Origin of the sequence: Paenibacillus timonensis, assembly GCF_022427145.1 — a bacterium.
In the GTDB taxonomy this organism is placed as follows: Bacteria; Bacillota; Bacilli; order Paenibacillales; family Paenibacillaceae; genus Fontibacillus; species Fontibacillus timonensis.
On sequence record NZ_JAKSXN010000040.1, the window covers coordinates 20,367 to 35,968 of the forward strand.

Sequence of the window (15,602 nt, forward strand, 5' to 3'; positions counted from 1 at the left end):
CTTCATCTTGCCGGTCATCTATTTGATCACGCGCGGTTACATCAAGCCCCGCTCCTTCAAACTGACGAATTTCCCATCCCCGATCACGATGTGATCGAGCACGTCGATGCCTACGATTTCCCCGGCTTCACACAGTCTGCGCGTCATCCGAATATCCTCCGGACTCGGGCTGGGATCGCCGCTGGGATGATTGTGGGCGCATACGACGGAAGCGCTGCTGCACTTGATCGCGGCGCGGAACACCTCGCGCGGATGCACGATCGAAGCGTTTAGGCTTCCGATGGAAAGCGTCTCCTGAGCAATGATATGATTTTTCGTATTCAAAAAAAGACAAACAAAATGCTCTTTCTGCAAATAGCGCATTTGCTCCATCAGCAGCTCGGCCGCATCCTGCGGGCTGCGGATGGTGCCTTGCTCCGGCAACCGCGTCTTCGCCAAACGCTGCCCCAACTCGATCCCCGCCTTCAGCTGAATCGCTTTGGCCGGACCGATGCCTTTCAGCTTGGTCATTTCCTCCAGGCTGACATCCACCAGACCGCGGAGTCCGCCCACGCCGGTCAGCAGCCGCTGGGCCACATGGACCGCCGATTCCTGGCGCGTGCCCGTGCGCAGCAAGATGGCCAGCAGTTCGGCCTGGCTGAGCGCGCCCGCTCCGTATTTGATCATTCGTTCCCTTGGCCGCTCCTCAGTAGGAAGATCACGCAGCATATAGGGAGGTTGTTCCATCGTTATCCCCCGCTTCCGAATGGTCTCGGGCCCATCCCGGCGTTGCCGGATTGCCCGTCCTAAGTTCGGAAGGATATGCTTTATCACTTCCCGATGTTGCCTTCGCGGCAAGCCTAACTTCCCGGCTTACAACACCTGAATATCGAATTCCTTCAGCATGTCGACAAGCAGCGACAAGGGCAAACCAACGACATTAAAATAACAACCCTCGATTCCGGTCACGATCGTAGCGCCCAAACCCTGGATGGCATACGCCCCCGCCTTATCCAATCCTTCCCCGCTGCGGGCATAAGCCTGGATTTGCGCTTCGGTCAACGCCTTCATCGTGACGGTCGTCGCCCGGCAGTCGACTTGGCGTGTGCCGGTCAAGGCGTCCACGCAAGCCACGCCGGTATACACCGCATGCTCTCGTCCCTGCAGGCTCCTCAGCATGTCCGCGGCTTCTTGCACATCCCGCGGTTTGCCCAAGACGTCGCCGTCGCGAACCACGATCGTATCGCTGCCGACGATCACCGCATTGCGGTCCGCCGTCGGGTCCAGCCCATGGTAAACGGCATCCGCCTTGCGCGCGGCAAGCTCCATCACGATTTGCTCCGGCGATAACGTCTCTTCATAAGATTCGTCCGTATGGCTCGGTACGACCTCGAAAGGGATCGCCAGCGACGCGATTAATTCACGCCTGCGAGGTGAGGTGGAAGCAAGTATGATCCGGCGCAAATGTGCGGTATCCAATGCGGAAACTCTCCTTTGAAAAGACGATTTGATGTCCTAAATGGTTACAAGCATCAGTTAGTAAAAAATGGATAAGAATTCGACAGCGGATTGCTGTCATCCCCGCCATTTTTTGACACTAACCTATTATAAGATTATTTTAGCCCCGGGCGCAAACACAAAAAAGACAGGGGCAACTTTTACCAGTTCCCTGTCTTTTGCTTGCGGTCGCGGTTTCGGTTCAGACTCCGGCATCGACCAAAGACTGCTCAGCCATGATGAAGCGCATCATCTCGTTTTGCACTTCCCAGAGCAGCGTTTTGGCGCCGCTTTTTTGGTATTCGCCCATGGCTTCGACCGCCCCATTGATCGCTTTCTCCATTTCGCCGGCCAAGGGGGCTCCGGCCGCCGACCATTTGCCGCGAATTGCCGAAGCGCTTTCCGTCCAAGCTTGATGCTTGGCGCCTAGCTGCTCTAGCTCCGCATGCCGCTGGGTCTGCGGATCCGCTTCGGTGAGCAGCGCAGCGGACGAGGTGCTGAGCAGGTCAACCAGCTCTGCGCTTTGCGCCATGAACCCTTCCAAGGCCTCGCGTTCTCCGGCAAATTGGACGTTGGCCGCTGCCGGGAATGAGATCTCGTGCAAAATCAGATTCACGCCGGCTGCCTTCAGTTGGCCGCTGAGCAGCTTCGATTGCTCGCGATCCGTCGAGACCCCGGCATACACCCGCTTCTCGTCGACGGTATCCCGGGCGGCGGCAATGCCGGAAGCTTGCAGTTCCTCTTGTGCGAGCTGCACGCCCTGTGCCGTGCTGAACACGCCGTACTGCAAGAAATAGTAGGATTGCTCCGGCAACGCGACGCTGATGAGAGGGACGTTCTCTTCCGGGATCGTCCCCTCTTCAATGTCTCCCATGGCTGGCACGCTTGCAGACTCTCCCGTATCGGCCTGCTTTGGCTCGCCGATTCCCGGTATGGGGAGCTTGATATCCTGATTAAATAAGGAAAGTACGACAAATCCGAACAGCGCGCCCGTCACGATTGCCCCGGTCAAAGAGCCGGCAACCTTCCACCATGAGGTTCGGTGGGGACGAGTATAGGTGGGAGGAGCTTCCTCCTGCCATTCGGCCTGCCAGGGGTCCTTCCCGTACATTTCCTCCCAATCGTCGGAAGCGGGCACGACATCCATACTGTATCCGATTTCCGAGTCAGCCTGAACGGCTTCTCTCGTCTCTTGGCGCAGGTCGCGATCCCGTCCGCCCGGAAATACGGTTAATCCCATTCCCGTATGGTCCGTAAAAGGATCTCCCCATTCCTCCACCGTCTCGACGGCTCGATAACGGGGTCTCGCCTCCCGATTCGGCGTCTCTGCGATCTCCAGCGGCAGCTCCGGCCGGATTTCCCGGCCTTCCCCGTCAAACCGGAATGTCATTTTGGCTTTGTTCACGGTCCGCACGCTCCTTGTCCATTCTTCTACCCTATCCATATGAGCGCGGATCGCCTGATATGCCAAGCCTGCCGGCAAGCAAGCAAAGTTCGCCTTGGCGCAACAGAAAAAACGGCCTTCCCCGGGCATACGAGACCCGGTGAAGACCGTTTTGTACGAGAAAATCGGCGTGAGCTTTAGCTGGACAACCCTTTCGCCAGCTCGTAGCCGACTTTATAAATGTCGCCTGCCCCCATCGTCAGCACGAGATCGCCAGGCTTTAACCGGTTTTGCAAATCGGCAAGCACGTCCTGCTTCGTCGGCAAATACCGGGCGCCGGCGTTGCTGTTCTCCTTGATCAACTCGACCAGCTTGGAGGAATGTACCCCTTCGATCGCTTTTTCCCCGGCCGGCGAGTAAATATCGGTAATGATCACTTCGTCCGCTTCTCCAAACGCCCGGCTGAACGCATCCAGCAGGAAGAAGGTCCGCGTATAACGCTGCGGCTGGAACACGGCGATGATCCGTTTACCGGTCGCTTTGGCGGCTGCGATCGTTGCCTGAATCTCCGTCGGATGGTGAGCGTAGTCGTCGATGATCAGGATGCCGTTTTGTTCCCCCAGCACCTGGAAACGGCGTTTGGCTCCATGGAAGTGGCGCAAAGCCTCTGCAATCTCGGGAAATGGAATGCCGGCTTCCATGCATACGATGACGGTAGCCATGGCATTGTAGACGTTATGCCGCCCGGGCACGGATAGCTCCACCGTACCAAGCTCCCGGTCGCCTTGTTTCATTTTAAAGGTTACGCAGCGGTCCCCCAGCTCAATCTCGTGGGCCGTATAATCGCAGCCGGTTTCGATGCCATACGTTATGGTCTTGCTGTGAACCTGAGGCAGCAGCTCCCGCACGTTGCGGTCGTCGCCGCAAACCACCGCTTTGCCGTCCGGTTTGATCTGGTTCAGGAATTGAACGTAAGCATCTTTCAGCTGGCCGAAATCGCCGCCGTAGTTTTCCAGATGGTCCGCTTCGATGTTGGTCACCACGCCAAGCGAAGGATGGTACTGCAGGAAAGAGCCGTCGCTTTCGTCCGCCTCCGCAACGACGCATTTTCCTTGTCCTGCTTTGGCATTGGTGCCCATGTCCATAATTTCCCCGCCGATAATGTAGGTCGGATCCGTCCCGCAATGCTCCATCACGAGCGCGATCATCGATGAGGTGGTCGTTTTCCCATGGGCGCCGGCCACGGCGACGCCGGTCCGTTCATTCAACAGCCGGGCCAGCATCTGGGAGCGGTGCAGCACCGGTATTCCTTGCTCCTGAGCTTCCAGACGCTCCACGTTATCCTTCGGCAGCGCCGTCGAGTAAACGACCAGGTCCGCCCCATGCACGTGTTCGGCGGTGTGGCCGATGTAAATTTTCGCTCCCTTCGCGGCGAGCTTCTCTGTCAATTCCTGGGAGGCAACGTCCGATCCCGTGACGGTATAACCCATTTCCAGCATCACGCGGGCGATGGCGCTCATGCCATAACCGCCGATGCCGATAAAATGTACATGTTGTTCGGTCGTATTTAACAAAATGGTCACCAGCCTTTTTCAGAATCGGTTTGATGCAAAAGGGCCGCCCGCACGTCCGAGATCAAGTACAACGTGCCGGTTACCACCCCAAGATCTTCCCGTTCCGTCCGTGACTCCAAAAGCGAAAGGGCTTTTCTCCAGTCACGTTCCACGATGATTTCCAAATCCGCTTTCGCTTCCGTCCCCTGAAGTTCGGCCACGAGTTCGTACAACGCATCGGCGTCCATTTTCCGGCGAAAATCGGGCTCGGTCAGAATAAGCGTATCCACTATTGGTAATATATGCTTCAAGTAGCCGTGATGATGCTTATTGGCCAGCATCCCCATCATCAAATGAAGTTTGCGGTAACGGAAGGCTTCCGGCAGGCTTTGCGCAAGCGAAGCGGCGCCTTCCGGATTATGCGCGCCGTCCAGCACCAGACGCGGCTCTTCACGAACCACCTCCAGACGTCCCGCCCAAAAAGTGGTGCGGAAACCGTCCTGCACCTGCTCATCCTCGAGGAGGAAAGCCATATACTGCCGCAACACTTCAAGCACCATCATGGCGCCGGAGGCGTTCTTGCATTGATGTTCCCCCAGCATGCGAATCGTAAAATCCATATCCCGGAATGGACCTTTGAAACGCAACTGCTGCTCTTTCGCATCTACCGCAAACCGCTCGTATCGGAACTTCTCGCCCATCAGATAGAGGGTTGCATGCTTGGCAGCCGCCGTTTCCTTCAGCACGGCGACCGCTTCGGGCTGCTCGACGCAGCTGACCACGGGCACGCCCGCCTTGATAATGCCTGCTTTTTCACGGGCGATTTGTTCAATCGTGTCGCCAAGGACGTCCATATGATCATAGCCGATATTCGTAATCAATGAAACGATCGGCGTCACGATATTGGTCACATCCATCCTTCCCCCAAGCCCGGTCTCCCATACTACCACGTCGGGGTAACACTTTTCCGCAAAATACAAAATCGCGATGGCCGTACTCACTTCGAACATGGTCGGAGAACCTAGCTCGGTATCGGCGATTTCTTCTACTAAAGGAGCAACGCGGTTCGCCAGCTCCAGTAGCGCATTTTCAGGGATATCCTCCTCATCATACTGGAAGCGGTTAGTGAACTTCGTGATGTAAGGGGACGTATACGTCCCCACATGATAACCGCATTCCCGTAACGTCCGGGTCAAAAAAGCGCAGGAGGAGCCTTTCCCGTTCGTTCCTGCCACATGAATGAACTTCAGCCTCCGCTCGGGATGGCCTAGCCTTTCCATCATGAGCTCGATCCGTTCTAAGCCGGGCCGGATGCCGAAAGGCAGCAGCCCGTTGATCCAATCGACCGCTTCAGCATAACTGTTCAGCGGCAACGGACGTATTCCTTCATCTGTTCGATCCCCCATGTCAGTCACCTTCATCAATTAGTGGTTAAACCTTTATTCGAAATGGAAGCATAAGCTTCGGTGCTCCAAACCTAACTTTTTGAACTTTTATTGAAAGCGGTAGTCAAGTTTTAACCCTTCAGCTCTGCAATCCGGGCCAGCACTTTGTCGCGTTTTTCGGAATAATCGGCCATCTTGGCGCGCTCTTCCTCGATCACCTTCGCCGGCGCTTTCGCCACAAAGCCTTCGTTCGCCAGCTTCTTCTCGACACGTTCCACTTCCTTGTTCAGGTTGTCGAGCTCCTTCGTCAGCCGTTCGATTTCCTGGCCGATGTCAATCAGGCCCGACAGCGGCAAGAACAGCTCGGCTCCGGTCACGACGGCGGTCATCGCCTTATCCGGCACGGCCGCGTTCAGCGAAGCTTCGTATTCCGACGTGTTGCAGAAACGGCGAACGTAATGTTCGTTGCGGGCCAGCACTTCCAGCACTTCCGCGCTTCCCGGCTTGATTACCAGCTCGATTTTTTTGCTCATCGGCACGTTCACTTCCGCGCGGATATTCCGTACGGCACGAATGACGTCGATCAGCAGATTCATCTCTTGGACGGCGTCCGGCGCTTCCAACGAAGAGTCGTATTCCGGCCAGGCCGCAAGCATAATCGTTTCGCCATGATGCGGCAAATGCTGCCATATTTCCTCGGAAATAAACGGCATAAACGGATGGATCATACGCAGCGTGCGATCGAGCACGTAGGCCAGCACGGACTGGGTTTTCTTCTTGGCAGCGGCATTTTCCCCGTACAGCGACAGCTTGGCGAACTCAATATACCAGTCGCACAGATCGTCCCAAATGAAGTTGTACAGCAGCCGTCCGGTTTCCCCGAATTCGTAAGCATCGATCAAGCGGGTAATTTCCTTAGCCGTTTCGTTCATCCGGTGCAAAATCCAGCGGTCGGACGTCGACAGATCGCCGCTGATATCGATATCCTCGTAGGCTACGCCTTCCAGATTCATCAAAGCGAAACGGGAAGCGTTCCAGATCTTGTTGGCGAAGTTGCGCGCTTGCTCAACACGCTCCCAACGGAAGCGCAAATCCTGCCCCGGCGTATTGCTGGTAGACAACATATAGCGCATCGCATCGGTGCCGTATTTCTCGATGACTTCCAACGGGTCAACGCCATTGCCAAGCGACTTGGACATTTTGCGTCCTTCACTGTCGCGGACCAGGCCATGCATCAACACATCCTTGAAAGGAACCTCGCCGGTAAATTCGAGAGAAGTGAAGATCATCCGGGCAACCCAGAAATAAATGATGTCATAACCGGTGGAAAGGACCGACGTCGGGAAATAGCGTTTGAGGTCCGCACTGTTCTCATCCGGCCAGCCCAGCGTGGAAAACGGCCAAAGCGCAGAGCTAAACCACGTATCCAGCACGTCCTCATCTTGTCTCAGATCGTCGCGTCCCAGCTTGGCCCTTGCTTCTTCCTCACTGCGGGCTACAACCATTTCACCGGTCTCATCGCAGTACCAGGCCGGAATGCGGTGTCCCCACCACAATTGACGGGAAACGCACCAATCACGCACGTTTTCGATCCAATTCAAATACGTTTTCTCGAATCGATCGGGAACGAAATTAACGCCTTTGCCCGATTTCTGCGCTTCGATGGCCTTATCCGCGAGCGGCTTCATTTTCACGAACCATTGCGTTGACAGATACGGCTCAACTACGACGCCGGTCCGTTCACTATGGCCGACCTGGTGCACGTGGTCCTCGATTTTGATCAGCACGCCCATCTCCTGCAAATCCTTAACGATTTGCTTGCGGCATTCGCTGCGGTCCAACCCTTGATATTTACCGGCTTCGCCGTTCATCGTGCCGGTTTCGTCCATGACGTTAATCTGCGGCAAGTTATGGCGCAAGCCGACTTCGAAGTCATTCGGGTCGTGCGCTGGCGTAATTTTCACGGCGCCGCTGCCAAACTCTTTCTCTACGTATTCATCGGCAATGATCGGAATTTCGCGATTGACGATCGGGAGGCGAAGCGTTTTACCGACCAGATGGCGGTAACGTTCATCCTTCGGATGAACGGCCACGGCGGTATCGCCGAGCATCGTCTCGGGACGCGTCGTCGCTACGGTGATATGGCCGCTTCCATCACTCAACGGATACTGAAGATGGTACAGGTGGCCGTTAACCTCTTTGTATTCCACCTCGATGTCGGAGAGCGCCGTGCGCGCCGCCGGATCCCAGTTAATGATATATTTGCCGCGGTAAATCAATCCCTTCTCATAGAGCTTGACGAACACTTCGCGAACCGCCTGCGACAGCCCCTCGTCCAACGTGAACCGCTCACGCGAATAATCGAGGGAAGCGCCCATTTTGGCCCACTGTTCATGAATCGTTTCCGCATACTGGTCCTTCCAGGCCCATACTTGATCGAGGAACTTCTCGCGCCCGAGGTCGTACCGCGTCACGCCCTGCTCTCTTAGCCGCTGCTCCACTCTCGTTTGGGTGGCAATCCCCGCATGGTCCATCCCAGGCAACCACAAAGCGTCATAACCCTGCATCCGTTTGGTGCGGGTCAAAATATCCTGCAGCGTCAAATCGAGCGCATGCCCGATATGCAGCATCCCGGTTACGTTGGGCGGCGGAATGACGATCGTAAATGGTTTGGCGTCCGGACGTTGTCCGGCTTTAAAGAAGCCGCTCTCTAACCAATAGCGGTACCATTTCTGCTCCGCCGCTTTCGGATCGTATGTCGTCGGCATCTCCGCCGACGAGGCTTGTTGACCTTGATTTTCTGTCATCCTATTCAACCTCCGTTACAAATAAGCATAGCCTTGGCATACCCAAGATAGTCGTCCGGCATCCATGCCCCTTTTTCTGTAAGGGGACCGCCGTTTTCATGCTGCCAAAGAAAAACAAAAAAAGCCTTTCGTCTCAAAGGACGAAAGGCTTTACTTTCGCGGTACCACCTTTGTTTCGCACATCGGCTTCCGGTTCCTTCGGCAACCGGCTCATGATATGCGACACTCATGCAGATAACGGCTGCTACCGGCCCGTTCTAACCCGCTTTCAAGGTGCTCAAACGGACAACTCCCGGGCGACTTCGGCGAGCTACATGTCCTGCGGAATCTCTCAGCCATGGGTTCCGCTCTCTGAAGGGTATGCTGCCTACTCTTCCCGTTCCAAGTCTTTGCCATATATCTTATTGCTTTAATCTATATTATCATAACTTGGAAAGGAACGGGAGTCAACAATCCGCCTTTTTTCGCGGACGTAGGTTTAAGGAATGTACAAAATTTGACCCTCATTGACCTGGTGCTCGGAGAGCCGGTTATAGAGCTGCAGCTCCCGAGAGCTCAAGTGGTAACGCTGGGCAATATCGTCCAGCGTCTCTTCGCGCTGCACGATGACCAACCGCACTTTGCGGAAAGGAGTTTGATCTTCGCTGCTGATAAACAGATTCTTCCACCGCAGTTCTTCGCCTTCCCCTTGTTCTTCGCCTGCGCTCAGGCTGGACAGGTCCGAGGCATTCTCCAACGCTTCCTGGGCCACTCGGGAGGAAGAGGAGATCAGCTTCGTTAATCCGAAGGTCTCCCTGCCGCCTTCATCGCCGCCTTTCTTGGCGCCGAGGGCGATCTTCATTTCCTTCTTCTCTTCCGGCTGGGCATTAGCCCCTTGATCGGCTTCGGCAGCTGCTTCCGGTTCGACGGCTGCTTCGCCCGCCGCCTCGTGGGGCGACTCGCCTGCATCGGGCGAAGGCGTCTCGGCCTCGGCAGTTTCAGATTCCGATTCCACAGCTTCGCTGGCCCGTTCCGTCGACTGGGATTCGGCCGATGGGCGAATTTCATCCTTAAACCATACGTTTGCGTCCGACTCCGCGTTTTCGGCAAATGTCTCCACCGCAGCGCCAAAGTCCGCATCGGATTCCTTGTCCGCCCAAGGATGGGTCTCCTGGAACGCCGAAACGTCCTCGGTCCAAGAGAGGACCTCTTGCGGCTCGTCCGCATTTCGTTTTTGGGCGATCAGCACATCGTCCGGAAACGCCTGCCACGAAGCGAATTGAGGAACTTGAGGAACCTCCGCCTCTTGCAGTTCCGGTTCCGGTTCCATGTCCGCAGCTTCGCGGGTTAGCGAATTCCAGGAGAACGCCGGCTCTTGACGCACTTCTTCCGCAAGCAATGGCGCCGTGGTTACCGGCTCAAGCTCCTCTTCCTGATCGAAGGCACCCAATTCCGCGGCGTCCGATTCCGCATCCGATTCCGGTTCATCGCCGCGGATGGCCGGTACGACATGCGCCGTCGTAAACTCCCGATCCTTCCAGGCCTCTTGTTCGGATAACAAGGAAGAGGTTTCCACTCCTTGAAGCGACAATACGCCCGTAATATTCAAGCTGCGCGAGCTGAGCAGGTCAACGTCAAAATTTTCGATTTCGACCGTGATATCCTCCAACCGGTTCACCCGGCTTAGCGGTATCGTAATTTCTACGGGAATATAGTGCGCCAGCTCCCGCGTTTCTCCTTCTCCCCGGTACAACCCCGACAACAGCAAATGGCCGCGCAACGCGGCATACTCTTCCCCGGGAATCACCTGGATTTTCGGATAAAGCTCGATCTCCTCCAACTCTTCAATGCCGATCACATCTTCAGAAAGATGTATGCGCTCGTAAATATCAAACCTGAGACCATAGGATTGATCAGCCAACACGTTACCTCCTTTCAGCATATCCAAACCTGATTTAAAATCGATGAATCATGATCCAAATCATCCTCGTTTAATCTATATGCTTCAAAAAGGAGTGCATGCCAGCTTTTTGCCCGTACGCCCGACAAGCCTTGACTTCCAAGGGGTTGAGCGATGAACAATTGCGCAATGCGGCCGCCCTGGCCGCCCATCCGCCGGTCGGTTCGTTAACTGAAGAGATCGCGCAAGCGGGTCAAGGCCGGGGGCCATGGATCGTCGACCTCCACCGCTTCTCCGGAGAGCGGATGCGGGAACGACAGCCGTTCCCCGTGCAGCGCCTGATGGGATAGCCATTTCGTACTGCCGCCATATAAAGCATCGCCTACGAGCGGGTGCCCCTCCGCGCTCAGATGGACGCGAATTTGATGCGTTCGGCCGGTTTCCAGGGTCAGCCGGACGAGACTCACGTCGTGCTTCGGGAAAACCTCCAGCAGCTCCACGTGTGTTACCGCCGGTTTGCCGCCGGGAGAAGCCCGGCGCCGCTGGTTATGATGCCGGTCCCGGCCGATCGGCTGGTCGATGACCTTAAGCCTAGGGCTTACGATGCCCTGCACGAACGCGATGTACGTCCGTCCGATTTCCTTGCGGCTCATCGCTTCGTCCAGCTTCAAATGGGCGTATTCATTCTTGGCGAATAATACTGGACCCGACGTAAATTCGTCGAGCCGGTGAATATGCGCCGCAGCGATCGGTTCGCCGCGGCCGGCAAACCATCCGGCGACGCGGTTAGCCAGCGTGTCCGGCGGAGCCGACGTTACGCGGGAAGCGCTCCCCTCGGAGCCGTCCGGATGGACTTTAAGCCCTGCCGGCTTGTGCACGACAAGGCAAAAATCGTCCTCATATAAAAGCGGAAGCTCCGCCTCAAGCGGAGCATATTGCGAAGCCCTTGCCGGAAACGCCAGCAGCCTTAAGCGGTCACCGGCGAGCTTGACGCCGCCTTCGGCACGCAGCCGGCGCAGCAGCTTGGGAGGGGCCTGCAGCCCCTCCTCCAGCCAGGCTGCCGCCGCATCCAAGCGGTCCTGCCCTTCGCGCATAGGCAGCTTGCCGGGCATCAGCTCGAGCCATTCCCCGCGCCGCGTCCAGGTGAACTTGCCGCTCACAACTTTTGCAGCGCCAAGCGATGCGCTTCGATCGTCAATTCGATGTCTTCGTCGGTATGCGCGCCCGAGACGAACATGCCCTCGAACTGCGAAGGCGCCACGTTGATCCCTTGCTCAAGCAGCGCCGCGAAATAGCGGCGGAACAGGTCGAGGTCGCTCGTTTTCGCTGTGTCGTAGTTGATGACCTTCTGCTCGGTGAAAAACGGACAAACCATCGAACCAACGCGGTTAATCGTACATGGAATGCCTCGTTCCTTGGCATTGCGGGTAAAGCCCTCCTCCAGCTTCGCCGATAGACCCTCTAAACGGTCGTACACCTCCGGAGTGAGCAGCGACAGCGTCGTATACCCCGCTACCATCGCCAGCGGATTGCCGCTCAGCGTTCCGGCTTGATAAATCGGTCCGCTCGGCGCGATTTGTTCCATGATCTCGCGCTTCCCGCCATACGCTCCGACGGGCAGACCGCCGCCGATGACTTTGCCGAGGCAGGTCAAATCCGGCGTGATGCCGAAGCGTCCCTGCGCACAATTCAGACCAACGCGGAAGCCTGTCATCACTTCGTCGAAAATCAGCAAGCTGCCGTATTGCTCAGTGATCCGGCGCAGGCCTTCCAGGAATCCCGGCAGCGGCGGCACAACGCCCATATTCCCGGCCACCGGCTCGACGATCAACCCGGCGATCTCTTCGCCGAAGCGCTCAAACGCCAGTTCCACGGAGGCCAAATCGTTATAAGGAACCGCAATCGTATTCGAAGCGACGCCCTCTGGCACGCCGGGACTGTCCGGCAACCCCAGCGTGGCGACGCCGGAGCCCGCTTTGATCAGCAAGCTGTCGGCATGGCCGTGATAGGAACCTTCGAATTTCATGATTTTGCTGCGGCCGGTATACCCCCGTGCCAGGCGGATCGCGCTCATCGTCGCTTCCGTTCCCGAATTCACCATGCGCACCACGTCGATCGACGGTACCCGCTCGGCTACCAGCTTGGCCATTTGCGTTTCCAGCAGCGTCGGCGCACCGAAGCTCGTCCCTTTCGCAGCCGTCTCCTGGAGCGCCCGAACCACCTCCGGATGGGCATGTCCCATAATCAGCGGACCCCAAGAACCCACGTAGTCGATAAAGCTGTTGCCGTCGATATCGTAAATCCGGGAACCGCTCCCGTGTTCGATATACATCGGCGTTAAACCAACGGATTTAAACGCCCGCACCGGGCTGTTGACGCCGCCGGGCAAGACCTGCTTCGCTTCTTCGAAGGCCAGCCGGGACCGTTCCTCGCCCCTCCGGCCTATCGTTTCCTTGCTCATCGATACCCCTCCTTCACTCTTCAAAACCCGATCTTTGGCTGAGGCTTACTGCTTCTCGCGCAGCCAGCGCGCCATATCTTTCGCGAAATACGTGATGATGATATCCGCGCCCGCCCGCTTCATGCCAAGCAGCATTTCGGTGACGATGGCCCGCTCGTTGATCCAGCCTTGCCGTGCAGCCGCCTTAACCATCGAATATTCTCCGCTTACGTTGTAAGCCACCAGCGGAAGATCAAATTGATCGCGCAGCAAGCGCAGGATGTCCATAAAAGCAAGCGCAGGCTTAACCATCAGCATATCCGCGCCTTCCATCACATCGGATTCCGCTTCCCGCAGCGCCTCACGGACGTTCGCCGGGTCCATTTGGTACGTCTTCCGATCGCCGAACTGCGGCGCCGAGTCCGCCGCTTCACGGAACGGTCCGTAAAAGGCGGAAGCGTATTTGACCGAATAAGACATAATCGGTACGTGGCTGAAACCGGCTTCGTCGAGCCCGGAACGGATCGCTTGCACGAAGCCGTCCATCATGTTGGACGGGGCGATGATGTCGGCGCCTGCGCGCGCTTGGGAAACGGCGGTTTTCACCAGCAGCTCCAGCGACTCGTCGTTCATCACGTCGCCGCATACATGCCCGTCGCGTTCAAACGTATGTACCATGCCGCAATGCCCGTGGTCGGTGAATTCGCACAAGCAAGTATCGGCAACGACCAGCAAATCCGGATACCGCGATTTGATGACCCGCGTCGCCTCCTGCACGATCCCGTCTTCCGCGAATGCCGAAGTGCCTACGCTGTCCTTGGTTTCCGGAATTCCGAACAGGAGCACGGCCGGAATCCCCAGATCAACGATCTCCTTGACTTCCTCTTCCAGGGTATCCAGAGAAAAATGAAACACGCCGGGCATCGACGAAATTTCGTTCTTAACGCCGCTCCCGTAGGTCACGAAGATCGGTTGGATAAAATCGTCCACCGTCAGGACGGTTTCACGCACCATCCCCCGGATGGCGGCCGACTGACGCAGCCGGCGATGTCTTACGATCGGAAAATTCATGTTTGATTCCCTCCTAAGTATGCAGCACGAGGTCAAGCCTCCGTGTTAGAAAAAAGATTCAGTCCTCCGAACCCGTTTGTGCTTTCCAGGCGCACAGCGCCTGAAGCAGGCTGTCGATCGTCGCTTCTTCCGCAAGAATCGACACGTTCAGGCCGGCCTCCTCCGCCGTCTTTGCCGTGACCGGCCCGATGCAGGCGATCTCCGCGCCTTGGAGCGCGGCGGCCGGATCGGCTACCCCCATGCCGGCCAGCGCGGCCAACAGGTTCGTCACCGTAGACGAGCTGGTAAAAGTCACGGCATGGATGCGTCCTTTCTCGAGCATCTTCAGCAGCTCGTCGTCCGCTTCCCCGGCCGGCACCGTCCGGTACATGACCGCTTCGGTGACGTTTAGCCCCTGCTCGCGCAAAGCAGCGGGCAGCCAGGCTCGGGCGAGATCACCGCGCGGCAACAGCACTTGCTGCCCCGGCTGAAGCGCGTGTCCGTACGCTTCCATCAGCCCTTCCGCCTGAAACTTGTCCGGCAAGCCTTCCGCCGCGATGCCGCGCTGGCGCAGCGCCGCCTGCGTGGCCGGTCCTACGGCGGCGATTCTCGCCTTGTGCAGCCCCCGCACGTCTTTCCCCAGTCTCTCCAGGTGCGAGAAGAAATACTCCACGCCGTTCACGCTCGTGAAGAACACCCAATCGTACCGTTCCAGCTGCGCCAGCGCTTCGTCGGTGCCGGCCAGATCGCGGCCCTCGGGCATCACGATGTCGATGACGGGGAACTCGTACGGCTCGCCGCCGAGCTCCTCGATGCCGCGTACCAGCTCGCTCGCCTGCGAACGCGAGCGGGTGACGAGAATCCGCTTGCCGAAGAGCGGCAGCGATTCTGCCCACTGGAGCTGCTCGCGTTGGGCAACCACCTCGCCGACCACCGTGACGGCCGGCGGCTTGAAGTCGGCTTCGCGCACCTTCCGCTCGATATCGGCCAGCGTGCCGATCAGCGTCTCCTGTTCCGCCCTCGTGCCCCAGCGGATGAGGGCGACCGGCGTTTCGGGCGGGCGGCCGTAATGCATCAGCTGTTTGCTGATATGCCCGATATTCGCCACGCCCATCATGAACACCAGCGTGCCGGTCGCGTTGGTCACTTTCTCCCAGTTGATCGACAGGTCGAGTTTATCCGGGCTTTCATGTCCCGTGATGATCGACACCGACGATGCCATGTCCCGGTGTGTGACGGGAATGCCGGCATAAGCCGGCACCGAGATCGCAGCCGTGATCCCCGGCACGATTTCATAAGGAATGCCGTGCTTCCGCAGCAGTTCGGCTTCCTCGCCGACCCGCCCAAAAATCGTCGGGTCCCCGCCTTTGAGACGAACCACCGTTTTCCCCGCGAGGGCCAAATCGACGAGCAGCTGATTGATATGCTCCTGCTTCATCGTGTGGCGGTCGGTTCTTTTGCCGACGTAGATCTTCTCCGCTCCGGGTTTCGTCCTCTTCAACAGGCTGGGATTGGCCAGACGATCGTAAACGATGACGTCGCCTTTCTCCAGGCAATCGAGCCCCTTGAGCGTAATCAATCGCGCATCTCCAGGGCCTGCGCCAACCAGATAAACTTTACCGGCCATT

11 protein-coding genes and 1 other annotated feature are annotated in these 15,602 nt (G+C 57.4%); all 11 genes read right to left on the bottom strand.

The genetic code is table 11. The annotated features are described in order from the left end of the window. Positions 1–36: 36 nt before the first annotated feature. On the bottom strand, positions 37–726 hold the full coding sequence (radC, locus tag MJ257_RS16085; RefSeq protein ID WP_178021190.1) for a RadC family protein: 690 nt from the start codon (positions 724–726) through the stop codon (positions 37–39). 126 nt (positions 727–852) lie between these two features. After that, the gene (locus tag MJ257_RS16090; protein ID WP_178021188.1) at positions 853–1,458 is read right to left on the bottom strand and encodes a Maf family protein; all 606 of its coding nucleotides are present in this window, start codon (positions 1,456–1,458) and stop codon (positions 853–855) included. Between the two features lie 220 nt (positions 1,459–1,678). After that, complete coding sequence (locus tag MJ257_RS16095; protein WP_240270213.1) at positions 1,679–2,881, bottom strand: SPOR domain-containing protein; 1,203 nt, start codon at positions 2,879–2,881, stop codon at positions 1,679–1,681. A gap of 176 nt (positions 2,882–3,057) precedes the next feature. Continuing rightward, entirely contained in the window at positions 3,058–4,434 is a 1,377-nt protein-coding gene (murC, locus tag MJ257_RS16100; RefSeq protein WP_178021225.1) for a UDP-N-acetylmuramate--L-alanine ligase, read from the bottom strand. Positions 4,435–4,439: 5 nt separating this feature from the next. Further along, complete coding sequence (locus MJ257_RS16105) at positions 4,440–5,819, bottom strand: bifunctional folylpolyglutamate synthase/dihydrofolate synthase (protein ID WP_240270214.1); 1,380 nt, start codon at positions 5,817–5,819, stop codon at positions 4,440–4,442. Positions 5,820–5,929: 110 nt separating this feature from the next. Next, positions 5,930–8,605: a valine--tRNA ligase gene (locus tag MJ257_RS16110; RefSeq protein WP_240270215.1), complete on the bottom strand. Its 2,676-nt coding sequence runs from the start codon at positions 8,603–8,605 to the stop codon at positions 5,930–5,932. 133 nt (positions 8,606–8,738) lie between these two features. Then, positions 8,739–8,998 (bottom strand) — a binding site (T-box leader). A gap of 85 nt (positions 8,999–9,083) precedes the next feature. Then, the gene (locus MJ257_RS16115; protein WP_240270216.1) at positions 9,084–10,505 is read right to left on the bottom strand and encodes a LysM peptidoglycan-binding domain-containing protein; all 1,422 of its coding nucleotides are present in this window, start codon (positions 10,503–10,505) and stop codon (positions 9,084–9,086) included. A 206-nt stretch (positions 10,506–10,711) separates the two neighbouring features. Further along, positions 10,712–11,644 (bottom strand): RluA family pseudouridine synthase, encoded by a 933-nt coding sequence (locus MJ257_RS16120; RefSeq protein WP_240270217.1) that lies wholly within the window; start codon positions 11,642–11,644, stop codon positions 10,712–10,714. Continuing rightward, on the bottom strand, positions 11,641–12,945 hold the full coding sequence (gene hemL, locus MJ257_RS16125; protein ID WP_240270218.1) for a glutamate-1-semialdehyde 2,1-aminomutase: 1,305 nt from the start codon (positions 12,943–12,945) through the stop codon (positions 11,641–11,643). The genes MJ257_RS16120 and hemL overlap by 4 nt, the downstream gene beginning before the upstream one ends. Before the next feature lie 45 nt (positions 12,946–12,990). Beyond that, complete coding sequence (gene hemB / locus MJ257_RS16130; RefSeq protein ID WP_240270219.1) at positions 12,991–13,995, bottom strand: porphobilinogen synthase; 1,005 nt, start codon at positions 13,993–13,995, stop codon at positions 12,991–12,993. A gap of 58 nt (positions 13,996–14,053) precedes the next feature. Continuing rightward, entirely contained in the window at positions 14,054–15,601 is a 1,548-nt protein-coding gene (cobA, locus tag MJ257_RS16135; protein WP_240270220.1) for a uroporphyrinogen-III C-methyltransferase, read from the bottom strand. Between the last annotated feature and the right edge of the window lies 1 nt (position 15,602).

Bases quoted from the DNA above. Each gene is read 5' to 3' on its own strand.
- hemB (WP_240270219.1), bottom strand. From the start codon at position 13,995: ATGAATTTTCCGATCGTAAGACATCGCCGGCTGCGTCAGTCGGCCGCC.
- MJ257_RS16110 (WP_240270215.1), bottom strand. From the start codon at position 8,605: ATGACAGAAAATCAAGGTCAACAAGCCTCGTCGGCGGAGATGCCGACG.
- cobA (WP_240270220.1), bottom strand. From the start codon at position 15,601: ATGGCCGGTAAAGTTTATCTGGTTGGCGCAGGCCCTGGAGATGCGCGA.
- hemL (WP_240270218.1), bottom strand. From the start codon at position 12,945: ATGAGCAAGGAAACGATAGGCCGGAGGGGCGAGGAACGGTCCCGGCTG.
- radC (WP_178021190.1), bottom strand. From the start codon at position 726: ATGGAACAACCTCCCTATATGCTGCGTGATCTTCCTACTGAGGAGCGG.
- MJ257_RS16105 (WP_240270214.1), bottom strand. From the start codon at position 5,819: ATGGGGGATCGAACAGATGAAGGAATACGTCCGTTGCCGCTGAACAGT.